Here is a 21,425-nt window from a genome sequence, read left to right as displayed (position 1 = left end):
ATGACCACCGCCACCGCGCGTCGCGATTTTCCCCGCTTCTATCGTAAGGCCGGCAGCCTGCACCGTGAGCGCCTGTGGGCGCTGCGCGTGTCGTACGCCTCGCTGATCTTCGCGGCGATCATCTTTCTCGCCCCGCCCGTCTACATGCTGATCACCAGCCTGAAGACGAACGCCGAGATGGCGGACCAGACGCTGAGCCCATGGCTGGTGCGCGCACCCACGCTGGAGCACTACGTCGCAACGCTGGACAACGCGTTGTTTCTGACCTTCTTCCGCAATAGCGTGATCATCACCGTCCTGGTGGTCGCGATCACCATGGTCGTGTCGATCCTGGCGGCCTTCGCCCTGTCGCGGATGCGCTTCTGGGGCAGCCAGATGCTCGCGACCGGCGTGTTCCTCACCTACCTGGTGCCGGACACGCTGCTGTTCATCCCGCTCTATCAGATCGTCGGCGGGCTCGGCCTGCTGAACTCCATCTGGGGACTGGTGCTGGTCTACCCGACGCTGACGGTACCGTTCTGCACCTGGATCATGATCGGCTACTTCGCCTCGATTCCGAAGGAGCTGGATGAGGCGGCGCTGATCGACGGCGCTTCCTGGCCGCAGATGCTGTTGAAGATCTTCATTCCCGTCGCGCTTCCCGGGATCATCGCTGCGACGATCTTCGCGTTCACCGTTTCCTGGGCGGCCTTCGTCTACCCGACGGCCTTCGTCACGCGCCCGGACCACATGCCGCTGACGATCGGCGTCGTGAGCCAGCTCGTGCGCGGCGACACCTTCGCCTGGGGCCAGATCATGGCTGGCGCGCTGCTCGCGGCCCTGCCGCCGGTGGTGGTCTATGTGTTCCTGATGGACTACTACATCGCGGGTCTCACGGCTGGCGCGACCAAGGGATAGGGAGACGCGAGAAGCGATGTCGGAAGTCAATCTTCGCAAGATCGTGAAGCTGTTCGAAGGCGGCGTGCAGGCCGTCCGGGGGATCGACCTCGAGATCGCCGACCACGAGTTCGTGGTGCTGGTCGGTCCCTCGGGCTGCGGCAAGTCGACGACGCTGCGCATGATCGCCGGTCTCGAGGAGGTCAGCGAGGGCGAGATCTGGATCGGTGGGACGATGGTGAACGACATCCCGCCGAAGGACCGGGACATCGCGATGGTGTTCCAGAACTATGCGCTCTACCCGCACATGACCGTGTTCGAGAACATGGCGTTCGGGCTGAAGCTGCGCCACTTCCCGAAGGACGAGATCCGGCGCCGGGTGGACCGTGCCGCCTCGATCCTCTCGATCGGGGAACTGCTCCAGCGCAAGCCGAAGGCACTCTCGGGCGGGCAACGCCAGCGGGTGGCGATGGGCCGCGCGATCGTGCGCGACCCGAAGGTGTTCCTGTTCGACGAACCGCTGTCGAACCTTGACGCGAAACTCCGGGTGCAGATGCGCACCGAGATCAAGAAGGTGCATCAGGCGGTCAAGACCACGACGATCTACGTCACCCACGACCAGGTCGAGGCGATGACGCTCGCCGACCGGGTGGTGGTGATGAATCACGGCGTGATCGAGCAGGTCGGCCCACCGAACGAGCTCTACCATAACCCCACAACGATCTTCGTCGCCGGCTTCATCGGCAGCCCGGCGATGAACTTCCTGCCTGCTCGGCTCACGAACGGTGCCGGCGCGCTCACCGTGGAACTCGGCCAGGGGCTCTCGGTCCCCGTGCCGGCGGATCGCACCGCGCGCTATGTCCAGCATGCCAACAAGAAGCTGCTGTTCGGCATCCGCCCCGAGCACCTCACCGAGACGACACGCACCGACAAGCAGAACCTCGCGCCGATCACGGTCGATCTCGACGTGATCGAGCCGATGGGCATGGAGACGCTGGTGCATTTCCGGATCGAGGGCACGCCTGTGTGCGCGCGGGTCGATCCGGCTGCGGGCGCGCAGGCGGGCGCGAAGATGCGGCTCGCCGCGCACATGGACCAGATGCACCTGATCGACGCGGATACGGGAAGGATTCTCTAGAACAATGGCAGCACTCGACGGCAAGGCCGCCTGGGTCACCGGGGCGGGCTCGGGGATCGGCCGCGCGACCGCGATCGCACTGGCCAAGGCCGGCGCGCGGGTCGCGCTGACCGGCCGGCGACGCGATCCGCTGGAGGAGACCGCGGCCATGATCGGCCAGGGCGCCCTGGTGGCACCGGCCGACCTGACCGATGCGGCCCAGGTGAACGCCGCGCGCGATGCCGTGCTCGCCGCGTTCGGCCGGCTCGACATCGTCGTCTCGAATGCCGGGCTGAACGCGCCCGAACGGCGCTGGGCCCAGCTCAAGCAGGAGACCGCCTCAGCGCTGATCGATGCCAACCTGAAGGCGCCGTTCTACGTCGCCCAGGCCTGCCTGCCGGCGCTGCGCGCCGCGGGCGCGGGGCTGATCGTCCATGTCGCCTCCTGGGCCGGCCGGTTCATCGGCCATGTCTCCGGCCCCACCTATGTCGCCGCCAAGCACGGCCTGGTCGCGATGAGCCACACCCTCAACATGGAGGAGTGCAGCAACGGCATCCGTTCCTGCGTGGTGGAGCCTGGCGAGGTCAACACGCCGATCATGGACCTTCGCCCGGTGAAGCTCTCGCCGGAGGTGCGTGCGAGGATGCTGCAGCCCGAGGACGTTGCCAACGCGATCGTCTACGTCGCCTGCCAGCCGCCGCATGTCTGCATCAACGAGATCCTGATCAGCCCCACGAACAACCGCGGCTACCTTGCCGAGATGGCCCGCGCGGCGCAGGGTTAGCATCGATCCCTCCACCGCCCGGGTGCCACCATGCTGATCCACGCCGACCGTCTGCGCGAGTTCGCCGCGGACATCTTCACCGCTGCTGGGACCTCACGCGAGGAGGGCGAGCGCATCGCCCGCTACCTCGTGGAGGCGAACCTGACGGGCCATGACAGCCACGGCGTGGTGCGTGCGCCGCGCTATGTGCAGTGGCTGAAGTCGGGCTTCATCGTTGCCGGTGTGACGCCCACGATTGAGCGCGAGACGCCGATCACGGCGGTGGTGGACGGCAAGTACGGCTTCGGCCAGACCGTCACGCCGATCGCGGTGAGGCTCGGCATCGAGAAGGCGAAGGCGAGCGGTCTTGCGGCGATCGCGCTGAGGAACAGCTCGCATCTCGGCCGGGTCGGCGACTGGGGCGAGATGGCGGCTGCCGCCGGGCTGGTCGCGATCCACTTCGTCAACGTCCAGGGCAGCCTGCTGGTGGCTCCCTTCGGCGGAGTCGACCGCCGGCTCTCCACCGCGCCCTATTGCGTCGCCGTGCCGCTGCCGAACCGGGCGCCAGTGATCCTCGACTTCGCGACCAGCTACGTCGCCGAGGGCAAGGTGCTGGTCGCTTCGCGTGGCGGCAAGAAGATCCCGGCGGACGCGCTGATACGGCCCGACGGCACGCTGTCGGGCGAGCCGGAGACGCTCTACGGCCCGCTCGGCGCCGGCGACCGGACGCCCGAGAACGGCGAGGGCGCGATCCGTGCCTTCGGCCTGCACAAGGGCTCGGGGCTCGCCTTCATGTGCGAGATCCTCGGCGGTGCGCTGACCGGCAACGGAACCTGCGGCCCGCGCGAGCAGGAGCGTGGCCGGATCACCAATGGCATGCTGAGCTTCTACATCCGCCCGGACGTGATCGACGAGCCGGCCGCGTTCGTCGCGCGCGCGGAGCGCTTCATCGCCTTCTACAAGTCGTCGCGTCCGGCCGAAGCGGGCGGCGAGGTGCTGGTCCCGGGGGAGATGGAGGCGCGCAACCGCGCCGAGCGCGGGGCAAAGGGCATCCCACTGCCCGACGACACCTGGGCCAGCATCGTCGCCGCTGCGCGGTCGGTCGGTGTCGAGGACACGCACATTCCCGGGGCTGCCTGAGAGCGCGTCCCGCCGCGTTCAGGCCGGACGGCTCGCTCAGGCGATCACGTTGACCTGACCTGCCGTGCCAACGAGCGGGCCCGAGGTCGCATTGCCGGCGAAGGCGATCTGGCGTGGCCCGTTGACCATTACGCTCGGCGACCGGCCGGCACCGCGCACGACGTTTCCCGTCACGGTCACGAGCCCCTGGGAATGAGCGCGCAACTCGATTGTCGCCCGTCCCTCCTGGCTCGCGGCCGGTCGCCAGTGCTCGACCGTATTGCCGGTGACGACGATGTCGTGGAAGCGCGGCGGGCGCTGATCGCCCGACACGGACGCCTCGACAATCTCGACGAGCGTGTCGCGTGAGACGCCGCGGATCCGGTTGTCGGTGAGCGTCAGCGCGTGCGCCCAGGCGTCGTCGTCGGTCGGCTGCACGCCCTGGGCCTGCGTCGGGGCGATCAGCACCGCACGGTTGGTCTTCTGCCGCTCCTGCTCCAGGGCCAGGAAGCCCGGATCCGATCGCGTGGCGTGGCTGTGGCCGATGTCGTTGCCGTGCAGGACGGCCCGCGGGGCGTTCACGGTCACGCCAATCGAGCGTTCCGCGCGCGCGCCGGTGGCAGCATCGAGGCCGGTGTCGAGCACGGTGTTGTGCTCGATCACCACCTCCACCTGCTCGACCCTCGCGCCTTCCGGAGTCTGGTGGTCGAGCGCGATGACGCGCAACGCCGTAGCCGTGGCCTGCTGCGCGCCGCACCTGCGCAGCAGATTGCCGCGGATACGCACGATGCCGGCGGCGTTCACCCCGGTGAAGAAGCCGACGATCCCGTCGGCCTCGACCTGGTCGATGACATTCCCGGCGAGATCCGGTCGCGCGGTATTGAGCAGGCCAATGCCCATCCTGCCGCGCAGGACGAGATTCGCCTCGACGGACGTGGCCTCGCCGCCGTTGACGAGGACGGCGATCATCGGCTGGAGCATGACGTTCCGCGCGACGCGCGCGGAGACCGCGGCCGCGAGGGAAACCGCGACGAGAGGTCCGCTGAGGACATTGTCTGCGATCGTGACGATGCGGGCCTCGTTGCCCGAGAGAGCCGTCGCGATGCCCGGCACGAGGGCGTTCGGCGTGCCGGGGGCCAGTCCCGGCGCGCCGGTGGGTGGCTGAAGGTCGTTCGCCCGCGGCGGGACAAAGAACAGGTCGTTGCCAGCGACGAGTCGGACGCCGTTCTCGACGGCAATGCCACCATAGGCCGGCGAGCGCCACCCGATCAGGTTCTCCGCAACGATGCAGACCTCGGCCGCAGCGGCGATCGCGAAGGCTGGGCGGTTCTGAGGGGGAACGAAGGCGGCTGGGCCGACTGGCTGACTACGGATCGAGAACCGTGCTGCGGCGAACGCTTCGGCCTCGCTCCGCGCGGCCGGCGAGATCGCTGAGAGCGCAGCACGTTCCAGGTCGGACAGCGCGGCCCGCGCCGCAGTGCCCGGCGTTGCCGACGCGAACGCGTCGCTCGGGCGAAGCGGGGCCGGTTGCGCAGGCGACGGACGCTCGATCCCTATGATCGGCCGGATCGGACCGGGCGTCGGTGTCGGCGTGGGGGTAGGCGTAGGCGTTGGTGTGGGGGTTGGCGTAGGCGTTGGTGTGGGCGTCGGTGCCGGTGCGGGGCCGGGAGTCGGCGGCGGTTGCGGCTGGGGTTCCGCCGAGGGTATGCCGCGCACGATCACGTTGTGGGCAACGACCGCGTCCGGCGACCCGATCCCTGGACGGTCGGAGGCCGGATCGCCGAGGACGATGCCGTGTCGGAACCCCAGGATGACATTGTTCTCGATCCGGACGCTGCCCTCACAGGCCATCACTGCAAGTCCCGCCACACCGGTATCCTCCCCGGCGAGCACCTCCGCAAGGTCGCGCCCGCCGCCGAACAGCCGCGCCGAGACGATGCAGTCGTGCACCGAGAGGTCCGAGCTGCCGGTCTCGGCCAGCACGCCGATCCGCAGCGTCTCGATGAGGCAACGCTCGATCGCGACATCCGCGCCGGCTGTGGCGATCGCGGCGAGCGAGCCGGCCTGGTCCTGAACGCCGAAGCGGCAACCCAGGATCCGTATCCTTGCGGCGCCAGGCATGACGATCAGCAGAGCATCATCAACGGCGCGGGGATCAGCCCGACTGCCGAGCTGAATGCCGATTCCCTCGATGCTGACATCCGTCACGGGCACGCGCGCCGCTGCGCCGCCGCCGATGCGGATGATCGGCGCATCTGCCGCACGCCGCAGCACCGCTGCACCGGGGCTTCGGCATGCAGAGCGACGCGCGAGCGGGCAATGCGCAGGACATCACGCAGCTCATGCAATCCGGCCTTCAGGCAGACGCACCCACCGGCGGGAGGCAGGCTGTCGATCGCGGCCTGAACGTCGTCCCCGGGACGCACGACCACCGTACAGCAGCCATCGCCGCCCGCCTGCGCCAGTGGTGGCCAGAGCGTGCGGCAGTCGGACGGCGCATCTCCGGTCACGATCTGGCTGAAGGCAGCGAGCTGCGCATAGCGGTGGATCGGCCCATTCGGCGGCGCCGAGAGCAGTTCCTCGACCGAGGCGTCCGCCGTACGTGCCGCGAACAGCCAGAAGTCGCCCCCGCGGTACGGCGCGCCTGGAGACGCGAGTGAGAAGGTGACCTCGATTCCCTCCTCGAGCGCGATTGCCCCCGCGCCCACGGTCATCAGCCCGTCGGCATCCAGCGTGTTGCGCGGCGCGGCTTGATCCCAGCGGATGAGCCGCGTGCGGCGCGCCGCGAGTGCGGCCGGGTTGGCGCCGAAGGCGCGCTCGCCGACCCCTGGGATGCGACGGTCCAGCACGACGCGGAATCCGTCCTCGCCCGCGCGCTCGACCGGCGGCTCGGCGACCTGCGCCATTGCGCCCGGCTCGCTGTGCAGGACCCGGTGCTCGTCGCTGACCTCCACCCAGTCGCCGGCATTGATCCGCAGGCCCGGATCGCGGCCGATCCGTTCCACGATCAGCACGGTAACCTCGGTCCCCCCGCGCAGCTCGGTGGTCATGCCGAGCACCGGCGAGCGCACCGAGGCGTTGTCGCGGCTGAACTTGAACCGCGCAGCCCCGATCGGCCCGCCGCGATGCATCTCGACCCGATAGAGCCTGTTCTCGAGCCCGCGGTAGCCGACCTTCGGCGCGATCAGGCATGGATCCTCGGGTGCCGGGGGCGCGATCGCGGCCGTGGTGAGGCGCGCGGGCGAGGGCGGGAAGCGTGCGTCGAGATCGAACCCGCACACGGCGTTGGGATCGGCGAGGACCTTCACCTGCCAGATCGTCTGCAGCCGCGTCGCGGTATCGACCCCGCCGAGCGCGACATCGAGCAGCGCGGGCTCCTCCACCCAGGTGACCTCGCGCTGCCACACGTCGAGGTAGACGACCGCGCCGCTGCGGTCGGGCAATGCCGGCGGGTCGGGGTAGAAGGGCTGGGCGGTGTAGCGGATCGGGCTGCCGTCGGAGGGAAGCGCCTCGGCGACGAGGCCGTCGACATAGTAGCGGCCAGGCGCGATCGAGAGATCGCGCGGCGGACCAGGAATGACCCCGATCCGGAACGCATCGGGCGTGGAGAACCGGCTCGCCGCGACCCGGCCGAAGGTGTCCAGCGCCTGGCGGCGCATCCGCTCCAAGAGGATCGCGCCCTGCTCGTTCCAGTCCGCGTCGATCTGCACGCGGCCCTGCTGCATCATCACCGCGGCGTAGCGGCGCCGGATGTCGAAGCTGTCGCGGGAGTAGTCGCCGGCCATGGCCGTTTCCCCTTCGTTTCAGCGCCGCATGCGCGTCATGTCACGAACACGATGCCGGGCTCGAGGCCCAGTGGCAGGTACTCGTCGAGCCGCCGGCGCAGGTTGCCGAGGCGCTGCGGCTCCTTCAGGTGGCAGGTCACGCCCATCGCCGCGCCGGCCTCCGCCCCCGCGGCGATGCCGGTGGGGCAGGCGCGGCCGAGCTGCGCATAGGCGGGCTGGCCGTAGCGGATGGCCGTGAACTCGGGCTGCATGCGCGCCCGCGCCGCCGCCGCGGCCGCCTCGCGCGCCGCCTGCGGAAGCGGCCCGCCCGCGGCCCTCTCGGCGTCCTCGATCGCGTCCGCCTCGGCCAGATCGGGCTGGCAGCGCACCCGGCGCGGCGTGCGGCTGCCGGGCGGGGGGTAGCTGAAGCGCACGCAGCCGTCGTCGCGCCGCTCGATGCGCACCTGCCCGGTGGCGATCGTCGTGTCCATCATCGGCAGGCGCAGCGCGTGGACCGCGCCGAACACGGTGCTGCGCTCGAGCACCAGCGGTGGCGCGTCGGCGTCGGCATCGCTGCCGGCGATCGCCGCGGTGTTCACGCCGTCCACCACGCCGTCCAGCACGACGAGCTGTCGCGCATGCGCCGGAACGCGCAGCGGCCCGGTGATGCTGAACGCGCACTCGATCGACAGACCGGTATTGGCGATCGCGCCATCGAATGCCGCCGCGACCGTCAGGCTCGGCGCGACCGGCGCGGCTGGCGCCCACGCCGCGCCCGTGTCGGCGATCGTCACCCCCGGCACCAGGGTGCAGTGGAGCAGGCGCAGCCGGCGCAGCGTGCCGGCGAGCGCGACCGCACCCTCGATCAGCAGCCCCGACAGCGTGACCATGCTCTCCGGATGGTCGCCCGTGATCGCGAGCGGCATGTCGAGCCTGAGATGCGGCCGCGCGCGGTCGGCGGCCTCGATCGCGAGGGTGCCGCGCTGCCCGGTCAGCGGATCGGGGTCGGCGGGCTCGATCTCCAGCGCAGCACCGCCGGACGTCTCGTGGTAGCTCCGGTTGTCGAGGATGCGGATCACTGCATCCGGCTTGCCGTCCGTCTCCCACTGCGCCAGCGCGTCGCGCAGCGTGTCGACCCCGCCCTCGCCGACGATGTAGAGGGCGATGTCGGGCGTGCGCCGCACCTGCCAGCCGGTGCGGGCATAGGTGCCGCCGCCGATCCCCGCGACCGTGCCGCGGCAGCAGGCGACGCGCACCGCCTCCGCCTCCAGATCGTCGCCGAGCGCGATCCGGCCGAGCCGGACATCGACGCCGACCAGGTCGCTGCCCGGACGGTTCCAGGGATCAAGCGACATGCAGCGGATGCGGTGCGCCGGCACGGCGTCCTCCGACCCGTCGGCGCGGATCAGCGTGACATGCAGGGAGCTCTCGCCGGCGGCGGCGATCGCGGCCGTCCCGAACGGCCCGTAGAGCGCGCTGGTCGCGGCTGTCGTCGCGCGCGCCGCGGCGAGATCGGCGAACAGCAGGCCACCTCGGATCGCCGCCGGAACGTGCAGCTCGGTCGCCTGGCCGGTCTCGTCGGCCTCGCGGCGCGCGCGCGCGAACAGCGGCGCGTCCTGGCCGAGCGGGCTGAACCGCCAGCGCCAGGGTTGGTCGGCTTCGCGCGCCGCCAGACCGTCCAGCGGTTCGGCGATCAGGCGCCAGAGGAAGAACCCGGTCTTCGGGATGCCGTGGCGACCGACGACGGCATCGAACGGCCGCACATCGACCGTGCGCGTGGTGTCGTCGAACGCGCCCTGAACCAGTTCGGCGACGGACGTGCTGCGCAGATCGACCCAGCCGCCGCGCCCCGGGCGCACATGGCTGCGGATCCACTGCGTCCAGCCGAGTGTCTTGAAGAACTCCACCACATGCGCGGGCCAACCGGTGACGTCGCGCGCGAGCTCCTCGAGCATCGGCACGGTGCCCTTGCGGCGGCGGTAGTAGATCGTCTTGGCGACATCCGGCCTGGTGCGCGCCGCGATCGGCGGCATCAGCCGCGAGGGCTCGCCGGGCAGCGGCGCCGCGCCGGCGAGATCGGCGAACAGCGCGCGCCAGGTCGCCGGCTCCGGCTGGGCGGCGAGATCGTAGAGCGGGGTGGTGCCGACCAGGTCGCCGAGATAGGGCAGGATCCAGGGATCGGCGGTCTCGACGAACAGGCCGTCGTTCAGCCGCGCGATGTCGTCCTCGACCGCGGCGACCTGGTCCTCGATCGCCCCGAGCAGCGCACGCAGCGGCCAGCCCTCCTCGGCGTCGCGCACGCGCCAGAACGCGGGGAGCTGGCGGTACAGGCGGCCTTCCGGCGGAGCGTCGGTCATGCGATGCCTCCCGAGGGGGTCAGCACCAGGTCGGCCTGCTCGGTGACGGCGATCTCGGCCGGCAGGAGGCGCGGCGGGCCGTCGGGGAAGGCGGCCGCGACCACCGGATCGGCTGCGGCCGAGACGGCGGGGCGCGCGGGGAACAGGCGCAGCGCGGTCTGCAGCGCGCCGGGCGCGAGGTCGCGCGCGCGGCGCTGCGCGAGCGTCCAGCCGGCCTGGCCGCGCAGGCGCAGCGCATCCACGTCGATCCCTGCGACGCCGCGCACAGCCTGCGCCGCCGCCTGCACGTCCGACAGATGCACCGCGGCCGCGATGACGCGTTCGGCCGGCGAGAGCAGCGCGACCAGCGCGGCGCGCACGCGCTCCATCACGGTCTCGCGCAGGAACGTGTCCTGGATGAACACCGTGCCCACCACCTGTACCGGCACCAGGATCGCCGCGCCGATCAGCACGCGCCGGGTCGTGTCGCGCGCGGCGGCGAGGATCGCGGTGAGCGTCGCGACGGTCGCCTCCGGCACGGGATCGCCCTCGGGGCCGACCACCGTCAGATGCACCACGCGTTGCGTGCCGCTCCAGATCCAGTCGGCGCGCGCCTGCGCCACGAGGCCGCTCTCCACCGCGATCGCGGCCAGATCGTCGAGGCTGACCGCGCGGCCGAAGGTGCGCACGTGGTGCGGTGCGCGCACCCGCATCTCGGTGGCATCCTCCGGATCGGCCCCGCCCGCGGCCGGCAGCGGATTGACCGCTTCGCGCAGCCCGGGCGGGCGGGTGAGCAGGATCGAGAGCTGGTCTGCACGCACGTTCCCGGCACGTCCGAGTCCGATGGCGTAGCGCGCGCGGACATTGCCGGCACCCGACGGCAGGCGCGCCCCGCTCGTGCCGTCGCCGAACTGGATCGCCGTCCGGCCGTCGTCCTGCTGCTCGAGCGCATAGACCTTCGCGTCGGCAGGGCGCTCGAACAGCGTCGGCGCCTCCGCCCACGCCTCGTCGTCGACCAATACAGTGAGCGCCGCCTTGCCCCGCAAGGCATCGGCGGCGGGCCGGCGGGTCAGCGGGGTCTTGCGCAGGGTGAAGCGCTGGAGCGGCCGTGCGGCGTCGCCGTTGCCCAGGATCTCCTCGGTCTGCGTCTCGCCGTGCCCGGCCTCGGCGACGTTGCCAAGCAGCACGGCGGTGGCGGGGTCGAGTGGCGCGGGAAGCGGCGGATCGACATCGATCCGCAGCAGGCTCGACGCTTCGACGGTGGTGCCGATCAAGCCGATCACCGGGATCGGCGCGGCACCCGTCACGGTCGCGAGATGGCTCGTCCTGCCGTCGGTCAGGATGACACGGCGCTTGGCCGGCAGGCTGTCGAGCTCCGCCAGTCGCGCGACCACCTGCGCGCCGGCGACGGTCGCTGGCACGTCCCAGAGGCGGAAGCGCAGAGCGGGCTCCTCGATCTCCCAGAGCCGCGCGTTGCGGGCGCCGATCCCGCCGGTGAGCGCCGCGCCGGACGGATAGGTCCAGTCGATCCCGGCGGGCGGGGCGGGCGTCAGCTTCACCGCGGTCACCGTATCGGAGAGCGGGCCGACGGTGACGCTGCGCTGCGCGATCTCGGTGACACGGAAGGTCGCCGCGGTCTGCCCGAGCGTGACGAGGCCGAAGCCACCGGAGAACACGGTGATCACGCCGCCCGGACCGGGTAGGTGCAGCAGGATCAGCGCTCCGACACGAAGATCGTCGTGCCGGGCATCCAGCGGCACCCAGCCCTCGGCGTCGGGCCAGCTCGGCGACAGCGTCACCTGCGACCAGCCTGGCAGCCGCGTCCAAGTGGTGCCGGACTTTGCGCCCGGATCGAACACCATCTGCGTCGCCGGTGCATTCCAGCCGAAAAGGCGCAGCGAGCGCACCGCCTTCACGGCTGTGTTCATGCCAAACGCCGCGACCGGCCTGTCCCAGGTCACGCGGCGGCCGTGCTTCGTGTCGGACGCGGCGGCGATCTCGCGCTCCTCGGCGCCGCCGGCCAGCGCACCCGCGAACAGCACCACGCGGTCGCGCGTCGCGACGCGTTCCGGGCCGGACCACAGCAGCCCGCCCCGGCCGCCCGGCGCAAGTGCGTTGTTCGCCACCGGCGGGCCGTCGATCGGCACGCGATTGAGCCGCGCCTCGGCCTCGATCGTCTCCTGTGTCTCGAAGACCTGCGGCGTCTCGTCCTGCCCGGGCACGCTCATCAGCTTGATGCCCGGCCTGATGGTCAGGGTCGCGCCGGGGGCGAGGGTGAACGCGAGCGGGGTCGCGGCCGACAGGCCGGCGAAGGGGCGGTAGTCGAGCAGACGGACGAGCCGGCGCAGACTCTCGCGGTCCGTCGCGGTGCGCAGGAACGCCTCGTTGGCGATCCGCTCGTGGTAGAAGCCGAGCACGTCCGCCATCGCCGCCCAGAGCTCGACCAGCGTGATCGCGTGATCGTCGCCCTCGCGCGTGGCGAGTTGCGGCAGCGTCTCGGAGAGGCGGCGCAGCGCGTCCGCGCGGAACCCGGCGAACGCGCCGATGCGCCAGGCGATCTGCGGCAGGCCGGCGCGGTTGAACACCCCGCGCGGCGCGGCCGGCGCATCCGGCTCGCCGCAGCCGCAGTACGCATCGTCGCGCAGACGCGGATCGCTCATGCCGCTCATCCCTCGCCGTCGATGGTGAGCACCAGCACGCCGTTCTCCGGGCGCGACGGATCCGCATCGAGCCGCGGGATCTCAAGCCCCGCGAACACCATCCGTCCGGTCTCGATCTCGTCGGCCGGAAGCGCCCAGTAGCGGTGGAACGCGCGCACGATGCAGGAGGACACGCCCGGGACAGCGACCACGGCGGCGACGATCGCCGAGAGATGCAGGACCTCGCCGAACCGTGCTTGCGCCGGATCGAACATCCCGCCGCGGCCGATCAGGGCCGCGCGCACCTCCGGCACCACGCTCTGGCGGAAATAGCCGGGCAGCAGGCAGAGCCCGATCCCGAGCATGAGCGGCACGTACTGCGCGGCGCGCACCACGAGGTCGCGCCCGGCGAGGCGCCAGCGGTTGAGCGCCGCGGCGGAACGGCGCGCGAAGTCGGGCGCGAGCGCCGCGCCGCCGCCCGGCAGGGTGACCAGATCGGCGCCCTCCACGGGGTGCAGCGCGACGAAGGTGGTGTGCCAGCTGCCGGTCCAGCGCACGATCGCGCGCGCGGCAGCGACACCTGGCAGCGACAGCGCGGCCTCCTCCCAGTCGGCTTCGGTGACCGCGCGGAACTGCTTCGCGTGCATCGCCGCCGGCGCGCGCAGCCGCACGAGTTCGAGCGACTCCGGATCGGTCCCGCCGCTGGCCGGCAGCGGCTGCCAGACCGCCTCGATCGCCGGGAAGGCCGCGAGCGGCGCATCCGGGTCCGACGGGTCGACCAGCTCGGCGGCAGGCGGCCGGACCGCGTGCACGAGCGCGCCGCGGCCGAGATTGCCGGCGCGGCCGTTGCCGACGCGGAACCGCGCGACGATCGCGGCCTCGGGCGGCAGGCGCCGGCCGAACGCATCGTCGCCGAAGCGCAGCCGGGCGCGGCCGTCGCGATCGAGCTCGGCGACGAAATGCTCGTCAAACGCCCCGCTCTGCAGCAGGTCCGGCACCGGGCGCCAGACGCGCGGTGTCTCGCCCGGCGCATCGACGATCAGCACGGCCGCCGCGGTCGTCTCCTCGGGCGCCGCGTCGAGATCGTGGCGTGCATCGGCAAGCCGGCCGGCGCTGTCGAAACGCGGCTCGGCGGGCATGGGCTGCACGGTGAGGGGCGTGCGCGGCAGGGTGAGTGTGGTGGTGCGGCCGCGCGTGATCGGCGGCCGGAGGGTGCCGTCGTCGCTGCGCGCGATGACCGTTCGGCCATGATCCACGGGAACGACGTTGCCGCGCGCCTGCCCCGCATGCGGGATCGCGAGTCCGGTGAGATCGCGGCCGGTGATCGTCAGCGCGAAATCGGGCGCGTGGTGGCGCGACCAGGTGACGCGCAGCAGCGGCATCGGCGCGTCGCCGGGGGCCGTGATCCGTCGCGGTGCAGGCTCGCCGGTGGTCAGGTCGGCGACATCCTGGAACGCGGGGTCCTCGGCGTCGGCAACGGTCTCGATTCTCACAGCGGCGCGGCGGGCCGCGTCGGCATCGGTCGCGCGGCCGGTCTCCGGTCCCTTGGCTTCGTGCAGCAGCAGCCAGTCGCCAGGCGCGAGCGGCGGGCGGATCACCGTGCCGTCGTCCTGCGCCGCGTAGAGGTGGGCGGCCAAGGCGCCGCGCGGCAGGCAGCAGAGCCGCCCGCCGAAATCATGCAGCCAGAGCCGGTTCAGGTCGGGGTGGCACGGCGACCGTGCGGTCGCCTCGAACACGGTCACCTCGGCGACCGCCGGATCGGCGTCCAGATCGAGCCCGACTGTTTCGGGGATCAGCGGTCCGGGCGGCGCGACCTGTCCGCGCAGCGGCGAGCCGATCCGGGTCAGGAACTGGGTTGCCCCCGGCACGGTCCCCGCTGCCGAGACGTCGAGCTGCACGACGCCGTAGGCATTGCGGCCGTCATGCATCCGGTAGTCGACCAGTCGCGCGTGGCGGCGCGCCGAGACGCGCAGCCGGCAGGTCTCGAGATACGCCTCGGTGCCGACGGCGTCCTGCATCCAGGCGAGCCGGTCGCCCTCGGCGGCGAGCAGCTCGACAAGCGCGGTCGCAGGCTCGGCCGGGTGGGTCTCGCGCCAGGACAGGTTGCGGGTGCGCGCGAGATCGAGCAGCCAGGCGCGGAACGAGGCGTAGTCGCGCGCCATGTGGTCGAGCAGCGGCCGCTCGCCCCAGGGCTCCGGGCAGGCGTGTTCGATCCGGCAGTCGAGATCGGTCGGGCAGCCGGCCTTGAAGTTCAGCGGCACCGCGGCAAGCAGCGCGTCGATGTCCCACGGCGCCGGGTCGCGCACCGCGAGGCGGTAGATGGAGAAGTCGCCGGCGTCGGTGACGAACACGCGGAGCGTGTCGCCGGGTCCGGGCTCGACGGCGGTGACGCCGATGCCGACCACGCGCGCGCCGCCAGTGATCTCGAGATCGGATGGCGTGAGCGCGGGCGGCGGCTTGAGGAAGGTGACGCGCAGCTCGTGCCGCCGCCCCGGGGGCGCCAGTGGATCGAAGCGGTAGTCGGCGAAATCGAGCCCATTCAGCGTCGGGTGCGCGCGGATGATCGCGCGGCGCTCGTCCTCGGCACAGGCGGGAACGGCGGCGTCGGTGATGCTCATCCGCCGCCCTCCATGGTGAAGGTCTCGGCGCGCGCGGCCCCGCCGCTGCGCGGCGTGTAGACCACGGTGACGATCAGCGACGCGCCCTCCGCCGCGACACTGACGCGCTGCACCGCGATCACGCCCTCGAGCCAGCGGATTAGCGCGCCGTGCACCATCTGCTGGGTCGCGGCGGCGAGCGCGTCGGAGGCGGGCTGGAACAGCAGCTCCTTCAGTCCGCAGCCGAAATCGGGCCGCATCACCCGCTCGCCGGGCGCGGTGAACAGCACCTGCTCGATCATCGCGCGCACATGCGGCTCGTAGGAGACCGTGCCCGACCGCCCCCGCGCATCGGGACGGTAAGGGAAGCCGAGGAAGGGTGCGCCGCTCATCGCCGTCAGTCCGAGGTGAGGTCGGGGTGGCGGAAGACGTCGTTCGCGCTGGTGTCGACGTCGATCTCGAAGGATTGGCGCCGCGCGACCAGGTGGCGCACCACGCCGCGACCGATCGCGCTGAAGAAGCGGCGGCGCTCGCGCGTGGTGTCCGGATCGTTGTTCGGCAGGGTCGGCAGGCCGTCCAGCAGCAGCAGCTGGTTCAGCGCGTTCTCGATCTCGAGCGCGAGGCTGTCGCCGAAATCGTCCGGGCTGCCGCCCTTGAGGGCTCCCATCGCGGCTACTCCACGAACACCTTGGTCGACAGCAGGCTCGGCGTCGGCACGGGGAACACGGGCTGCGGTGGCGCGGGCGTCACCGGCAGGATGCCGACCGCGGTCTCGCCCGGGTGGATATGCGCCTGCAGCATCGCCACGAGCTGGCCGAGATAGGCGAGCAGCAGGTCGCCTTTCACATGGGGGTGTGCGGCGGAGGCGCTGCCGTGGTGCACGAGCGGCGCCTCGGTGACCGCGCGGGCGAGGCCCTTCACGGTGACGGTCGCAGTCGCCATGTTGACCTCGACCATCTGGATGCCGAAACCGTCGCCGATCGTGATGGTCTGGGCGAGATCGTCCATCTGCACAGTCAGCCCCGTCTCGGTGCGCCACACGCGCTGGGTCGGCTGCGCAGGGCCGGACTGGATGGCTGTCGGCACGCCGGGCGTCGGCCACCAGCCGCCGGTCCAGATCGGGCGCGAGGGATCACCCGCCTCGAACTCGATCCACACGGACGCGCCGGGAACCGGCAGCGAGAAGAACCCCGAGAGCGGGCCGGCATAGGGGACGCAGGGCACCGCCCAGCCGCTCGGAACCTCGCCCAGAACCTCCGGTACGAAGGCCTGGATGCGGCCCTGCTGAAGCGGGTCGGTGTTGGTCACGACGGTGCCGCGATACTTGCCGTAGAAGCGGTCCACGCCGCTGATCGGCGCGTTCACCCGGGCATCAAGCTCGTCCATCTCGATCGGCATCGAAGCCCTCCCTCAGGCGACCGCGGCGGCGAGCGGGTCGATGAACAGCTCGGCCCCGGTGAGGCCCAGCGCGTTCCGGCTCGCCTGGAAGCGTTGCGTCCATGCACCGGTCGAGATGCTGTGCGACACGCTCTCGACGTACCATGTGCCGCTGTGCGCTCGGCCGGCACCGCGGATCGCGACCGGCAGGCCGGGCCGCAGCATCCGCCCGTACTTGACCGAATCGACCGACCCGCTTCCCGTGATCGCGCGGCTCGAACGGTCTACGATCGCCTGGTTCTGCCGGAACAGCTCGGCAGGATTGGCCGCGTCGCGCGCGGTCGGCCGACGGATCGGCGGCGGAGCGATGCGCAGCAGCGCGGGCTCGAGCCCCTCGGGCGGCTGAAGCGGCGCGAGGGCCGGCACCGGCAGCGGCGCACCGGTGTTCGGATCGACGCCCACCGACAGCGCGGCGTTGGGCTGGAGCGTGTCGTAGCCGACGTCGAACTCGATCAGGTTCGTCGCCGTGCCGAAATCGACCGACAGCACGCCCTGCGGCGGCACCGTCGTCAGCGGCGGATGGAAATGCCCGATATCCAGCCCGGCGAGCGGGTCGGGCTGGAGGTAGAACTCGTAGGCGAGCTGGCGTGCCATCTCGCGCAGCATCCGCGCATCCGTGCCGCGCTGGATGGTGGTCGTGTCGAGGATGGTGCGCGTCGGTGCGGTCGGCAGGGGGAACGGTGCGATCGCGTAGCGGCCCAGGATCGTGGTCGCGATCGTCACCGGATCGAGGTTCGGGTGCGGCAGCGGCTGCTCGATCAGGTTCATGATCGTCGCCGAGGCGTCCATCGCCACCACCTCGGCCGTGGTGCCGCGCTGCGCGCCGCCGCCCGACTGGCGCACCTCGCGCACGAAGCCGTTCACCACCGTCTCGGGGATCGGCAATCCGGCCGAGACCGCGACCGAGATCGGCACGAGCGGGCGGAAGATGTCGGCGATCGGCGGATCCCAGTCGCCCAGCAGGTTGCGCGAGAGCCGGAAGCGCAGGCGCAGGATCGAGGCGGAGCCGACCGAGGTCTCGACCTCGATGCCGTCCAGCGCGTCGAGCAGCGGCTTGGGCAGCGGCGCGAAGGCGATGCGGACCTGGAAGAAGGGGGGTACGAGCGGCATGGCGCGCTACTCGCCAGGGGCCGGCACGGTGATGCTCCGTCCCGGTTCGGCCACGAGCTCGTCCGGATCGAGCGCGGTGTTCGCGTCCGCGATGCGCCACCAGAGCTCGGCATTGCCGAACCACTCGGCCGCGACGCGATCGAGCCGCTCGTCCTGGCGCGCGAGATGCAGCAGCGAGCCGCCCGGCTGCGGCAGGATGCGCAGTCCCTTGTGGCGGATCGTCCGCCCATCCGCCGTGACGTGCACCCGTGTCGGGACGGGCTCGTATCGGCTGCCGCGGAAGAACATCGCTCGCGCTCCTACAGCGGTGGCGCGGTGACGCGCACCGCGACGTCGACGAGGTTGAGCGCCGTCATCACCTCCTTCTGCGCGAACGAGGCCATGTAGACCCAGTACGCGGGATTGGTCATGTCGAGCTCGCGGTAGGTGAGCACCTTCATCGACAGGTCCGCCTTGGCGAGGATCGGGTTCAGGTTCACGTCGAAGGCCTGCTCGGTGATGCTGACCGACTGCACGCGCACCGGCAGCACGCGCGCCGGCCCCCAGACCAGCAGGGCGAGCGGCACCGGCTCGCCGCCGATGAACGCGCCGCCGGCGAGCGACAGCGCCTGGTTCGCGATCACGCGCGCCATCTGCGGGTAGAGCAGGCTCTCCAGCGTCGCGAGCGCGGGATGCAGCCCGATCGAGGCGGCGAGCGCATCGCCCTTCTCCAGCTGATCCGCGGCATCGATCTCGACCGTCATGGTGATGGTCTCCTCCGGCGGCCCGTCCGCCTGGAGCGCATCGCCGCGGCCGGAGGCACCTTCCGCGGCGCGCGGCGAGAGCGCGCGCGTCAAGGTCTCCGGGTTGTACTGGAACACCACCAGACGCGGGACGAGCACGGGCAGCGCGTAGGCGACGAGCGCGCCCTTGAGGATGCGGGGAGAGCCGGAGAAACCTGTCATGCCGCGCCTCGCCGGCGTCCGAACACATCGATGTCGCGGCAGAGCTCGGCATCCGCACCGCCGCGGTCGAAGCCGAAGCATGAGAGTTCGCAGGAACGCGGCAGCTGCTCGCCGGCCACACCGCGCACGACATGGATGATCTCGTGCATGATGGTGCCGGCGAGCGGCCCGCACGCGGCCGCGTCCAGGGCGGCGGTGCCCACCGTGAAGATGTTGGCGGGCCTCGAGAAGCCGGTGGCTTCGGCGCAGGCGCCCGGGTTCTCGAGGTCGGCCGAATCGCGGCAGCGGAAATCGAGGCCGTGACGCTGGATGTTGCGCGTCATGGCGCGCCGGCGTGTCGGCTCGATGCAGTCGTCGTTGATGATCGTGTCGATCGCGACGCGGATCGCATCCTCCATGATCTCGAAGGAGAAGCCGGGTGTGGTGGCGCAGGACGGGCGGACGAACACCGTCACGCCCTGTTCGGCGACGACGCGCGTGCGCGGTGCGGGAGCGGGCTGGCGCCGGATCGCGCTGCCGCCCTCGTCCTGCACGACGTGGGCAAGTTCATGGGCGAGCAGCTGGCGGCCCTTCGGCGTGTCCGGCCGATACTCTCCGCGCGCGAAGACCAGAGCATTGCCGAGCGCGAAGGCGCGCGCGCCGACGCTCCGTGCCGCCCGGTCCGCCGTCGGACCGTCATGGACCCGCACGTCATCGAGGCCGGCGCCAAGCCGGGCTCCGAAGAACCCTGCATCGGCGGGTCGAAGTGCCTGGCCCGGCTCGCTCAGCGCGGTGCGCACGGCGGTCTCGGCAGAGGACGAGACCGATCCGCCGTCGGCGCGCCGCGAGAGCCGCTCCTCCTCCTCGCATGCCGCGCATTTGCGACGAAGCACGGCGTCGCCCAGCACGCGCTCGGCGATCGCGTCGGCCGCGCGCTCGGCCGCGTCGTCGGCGGGGCCGATGCGGAACGCCGGCGTCGGCGCCGGCCGCGCCGCCTCGCTCGCGCGGGTTGCGGCCGCCTTCATCGCCGGCGCTTCCCCAGTCCGCCACCGAGGATGTGACGGAGCGGCGCCGGGACGATCGGCAGCTTGGCCAGGTCCACGGTGATGAACCCCCCGACATTCGGCTGATCCATGAGCGGATCCTTCGGGCCCTTCTCCGACGGGATCGTCTTCATGCTCTGCTGCGTCTCGCCGCCCGGTCCGGTGACGATCTCGCTCGGCGTGGTCAGGAACGGCCCCTTCTGGTAGCCGCCGGAGAGCGTCAGCCCGGGCAGCAGCCCGAACTTCCCGGTCAGCTTGGTGAGTTTCCAGCTGTCGGTCTGCGGCATCACCGTCCAGCCGACATCGAGCGACAGGCTGGTGACCCACTTCGGCTCGTCGCCGCGGCCCAGCTTCAGCAACTCCGACCCGTCGAACTTCAGCGCGAACTTGAGCGGGTCGGTCTCCTTCTCGGGCAGGGTGTAGGTGAAGGACGAGATCGGCCAGTACGGGATCAGGCCGAGCGGGGCGATGAAGTTCACGCCCGAGAGCTTCTCGCGCCCCTCCGCGGTGCCGAACATGGCGCCGAGGCCGAGGCCGTAGGTGGCGGCACCGAACGAGACCACGCCGACCTTCTCGCCGGTCGAGAGCTCGCCGAACTCGGATTTTGCCTTGTCCTCGATCGGCTTCAGCACCTTCTCCTTGATCTCCTTCTTGTCCTTCGCCTTCTCTGCCGCGACCTTCAGCCCCTCGACGATCACGTCGCCGGCGGACGGTTCCTCCTCTTCCTTGTTCGCCGCGCCCTTGCCGTTCTCGCGCCGCACCGTGGTCGCCGACCGGTCCTGGCCGAGATGGGCGAGCTCGTGCGCGAGCAGGCGTCGGCCCTCGGGCTCCGCCGGACGGTACTCACCGCGCGCGAACACCAGTTCGCTGCCCAGCGCGAAGGCACGGGCGCCGACCGAGCGTGCCGCGCGATCCGCGGCAGCGTCGTCGTGGATCCGAACGCCCGCGAGATCGACGCCGAGAGCGGTGCCGAAACGCGCGCGATCGGACGCGGCGAGCGGACGGCCCGGCGCGGCGAGCGCCGCGTGGACGGCTCCCTGTGCGTCGCTGGCGATTGCGCCCCCGCCGCTCGGGCGACGGCGCAGCGTCGCCGCGCCGAGCACGCGCTCGGCGATCGCATCGGCCTCGCGCTCGGCCGCGTCGTTCGCCGCACCGATCCGGAACGCCGCTGCTGCCCGAAGCGCGCCCGGCGTGGCCGTCTTCTCGGCGAACCCCCTCATCGCCGCCCCCCCTTCAGGCCCGCGATCGCCGCGGCGACGGCATCGGTGGCCTGGCCCAGCGTCCGTCCGCCGTCGATGCGCAGCGCGGCCGCGGGCGGCGTCGTGTCGGGCACGCCCTGCGCGAGCGCCCGGCGCAGGGCGGCCTCCACCTCCGCGCGGCTCGGGGCACGGCCGGCAAGCCCGTTGATCCGCAGCCGCCGGATCGCCACCGTCGTCATCGGGACGCCTCCGCCGCGAGCCCGGTGGGCAGCCGCCCAAGCTTCGCGAACTCCCGCCGCGCGGCAGCAGCCACCTGCGCCATCCGGATGGGCGTGCCGGCGGCGGCTGCCGCCGAGGCGGCGTTCAACGCGACGGTGCGGATCGCGCCCCCCGGCAGGTCGAGCCGCGCGAGCGCGTCGAGGTCGATCCCCTCGGTCGGCGCGCGGGACGGGATGTGCCGTTCCCAGATCGCACGCCGCGCCGCCTCGTCCGGGAACGGCAC

19 protein-coding genes are annotated in these 21,425 nt (G+C 71.7%); 4 read left to right on the top strand and 15 right to left on the bottom strand.

What is annotated here, in order from left to right; translation table 11 throughout:
* The 4 genes from ACTIFU_RS10060 to ACTIFU_RS10045 are packed head-to-tail and all read left to right on the top strand — an operon-like array spanning position 1 to position 3,896.
* Positions 1 to 897, top strand: coding sequence for a carbohydrate ABC transporter permease (locus ACTIFU_RS10060; protein ID WP_439578170.1), 897 nt, complete (start codon positions 1 to 3; stop codon positions 895 to 897).
* 16 nt (positions 898 to 913) lie between these two features.
* Positions 914 to 2,014, top strand: coding sequence for an ABC transporter ATP-binding protein (locus tag ACTIFU_RS10055; RefSeq protein ID WP_439578169.1), 1,101 nt, complete (start codon positions 914 to 916; stop codon positions 2,012 to 2,014).
* A 4-nt stretch (positions 2,015 to 2,018) separates the two neighbouring features.
* Positions 2,019 to 2,777: an SDR family oxidoreductase gene (locus ACTIFU_RS10050; RefSeq protein WP_439578168.1), complete on the top strand. Its 759-nt coding sequence runs from the start codon at positions 2,019 to 2,021 to the stop codon at positions 2,775 to 2,777.
* A 30-nt stretch (positions 2,778 to 2,807) separates the two neighbouring features.
* Positions 2,808 to 3,896: a malate/lactate/ureidoglycolate dehydrogenase gene (locus ACTIFU_RS10045; protein WP_439578167.1), complete on the top strand. Its 1,089-nt coding sequence runs from the start codon at positions 2,808 to 2,810 to the stop codon at positions 3,894 to 3,896.
* 36 nt (positions 3,897 to 3,932) lie between these two features.
* Here the strand turns inward: ACTIFU_RS10045 and ACTIFU_RS10040 are convergent, their stop codons facing one another.
* The 15 genes from ACTIFU_RS10040 to ACTIFU_RS09970 form a co-directional block, all read right to left on the bottom strand.
* A complete protein-coding gene (locus tag ACTIFU_RS10040; protein ID WP_439578166.1) occupies positions 3,933 to 6,149 on the bottom strand; it encodes a hypothetical protein in 2,217 nt (738 codons plus the stop codon).
* Positions 6,080 to 7,660 (bottom strand): DUF6519 domain-containing protein, encoded by a 1,581-nt coding sequence (locus ACTIFU_RS10035; protein ID WP_439578165.1) that lies wholly within the window; start codon positions 7,658 to 7,660, stop codon positions 6,080 to 6,082. Before ACTIFU_RS10035 ends, ACTIFU_RS10040 begins: the two co-directional genes overlap by 70 nt.
* 35 nt (positions 7,661 to 7,695) lie before the next feature.
* Positions 7,696 to 9,996 carry a hypothetical protein gene (locus ACTIFU_RS10030; protein ID WP_439578164.1) on the bottom strand — a complete coding sequence of 767 codons (2,301 nt, stop codon included), beginning with the start codon at positions 9,994 to 9,996 and terminating at the stop codon, positions 7,696 to 7,698.
* Positions 9,993 to 12,635 (bottom strand): baseplate J/gp47 family protein, encoded by a 2,643-nt coding sequence (locus ACTIFU_RS10025; RefSeq protein ID WP_439578163.1) that lies wholly within the window; start codon positions 12,633 to 12,635, stop codon positions 9,993 to 9,995. The genes ACTIFU_RS10030 and ACTIFU_RS10025 overlap by 4 nt, the downstream gene beginning before the upstream one ends.
* A gap of 5 nt (positions 12,636 to 12,640) precedes the next feature.
* Positions 12,641 to 15,232 (bottom strand): hypothetical protein, encoded by a 2,592-nt coding sequence (locus ACTIFU_RS10020; protein WP_439578162.1) that lies wholly within the window; start codon positions 15,230 to 15,232, stop codon positions 12,641 to 12,643.
* The gene (locus ACTIFU_RS10015; protein WP_439578161.1) at positions 15,229 to 15,603 is read right to left on the bottom strand and encodes a GPW/gp25 family protein; all 375 of its coding nucleotides are present in this window, start codon (positions 15,601 to 15,603) and stop codon (positions 15,229 to 15,231) included. The genes ACTIFU_RS10020 and ACTIFU_RS10015 overlap by 4 nt, the downstream gene beginning before the upstream one ends.
* 5 nt (positions 15,604 to 15,608) lie before the next feature.
* Complete coding sequence (locus ACTIFU_RS10010; protein ID WP_439578160.1) at positions 15,609 to 15,878, bottom strand: hypothetical protein; 270 nt, start codon at positions 15,876 to 15,878, stop codon at positions 15,609 to 15,611.
* A 5-nt stretch (positions 15,879 to 15,883) separates the two neighbouring features.
* The gene (locus ACTIFU_RS10005) at positions 15,884 to 16,609 is read right to left on the bottom strand and encodes a phage baseplate assembly protein V (RefSeq protein ID WP_439578159.1); all 726 of its coding nucleotides are present in this window, start codon (positions 16,607 to 16,609) and stop codon (positions 15,884 to 15,886) included.
* A 12-nt stretch (positions 16,610 to 16,621) separates the two neighbouring features.
* On the bottom strand, positions 16,622 to 17,758 hold the full coding sequence (locus ACTIFU_RS10000) for a phage late control D family protein (protein WP_439578158.1): 1,137 nt from the start codon (positions 17,756 to 17,758) through the stop codon (positions 16,622 to 16,624).
* 6 nt (positions 17,759 to 17,764) lie between these two features.
* The gene (locus ACTIFU_RS09995) at positions 17,765 to 18,046 is read right to left on the bottom strand and encodes a hypothetical protein (RefSeq protein ID WP_439578157.1); all 282 of its coding nucleotides are present in this window, start codon (positions 18,044 to 18,046) and stop codon (positions 17,765 to 17,767) included.
* Positions 18,047 to 18,057: 11 nt separating this feature from the next.
* Positions 18,058 to 18,702, bottom strand: coding sequence for a hypothetical protein (locus ACTIFU_RS09990; protein WP_439578156.1), 645 nt, complete (start codon positions 18,700 to 18,702; stop codon positions 18,058 to 18,060).
* A complete protein-coding gene (locus ACTIFU_RS09985; protein WP_439578155.1) occupies positions 18,699 to 19,706 on the bottom strand; it encodes an eCIS core domain-containing protein in 1,008 nt (335 codons plus the stop codon). Before ACTIFU_RS09985 ends, ACTIFU_RS09990 begins: the two co-directional genes overlap by 4 nt.
* Entirely contained in the window at positions 19,703 to 20,944 is a 1,242-nt protein-coding gene (locus ACTIFU_RS09980) for an eCIS core domain-containing protein (RefSeq protein WP_439578154.1), read from the bottom strand. The genes ACTIFU_RS09985 and ACTIFU_RS09980 overlap by 4 nt, the downstream gene beginning before the upstream one ends.
* Entirely contained in the window at positions 20,941 to 21,162 is a 222-nt protein-coding gene (locus ACTIFU_RS09975) for a hypothetical protein (protein WP_439578153.1), read from the bottom strand. Before ACTIFU_RS09975 ends, ACTIFU_RS09980 begins: the two co-directional genes overlap by 4 nt.
* The coding region (locus ACTIFU_RS09970) for a hypothetical protein (RefSeq protein WP_439578152.1) at positions 21,159 to 21,425 on the bottom strand (267 nt) is incomplete at its 5' end. The genes ACTIFU_RS09975 and ACTIFU_RS09970, both read right to left, overlap by 4 nt.

The sequence above is a fragment of the Elioraea sp. genome (assembly GCF_051860475.1).
Classification (GTDB): Bacteria; Pseudomonadota; Alphaproteobacteria; order Acetobacterales; family Acetobacteraceae; genus Elioraea.
The sequence above is the reverse complement of the archived record's forward strand: the minus strand, read 5'-3'. Positions and strand labels throughout refer to the sequence as shown.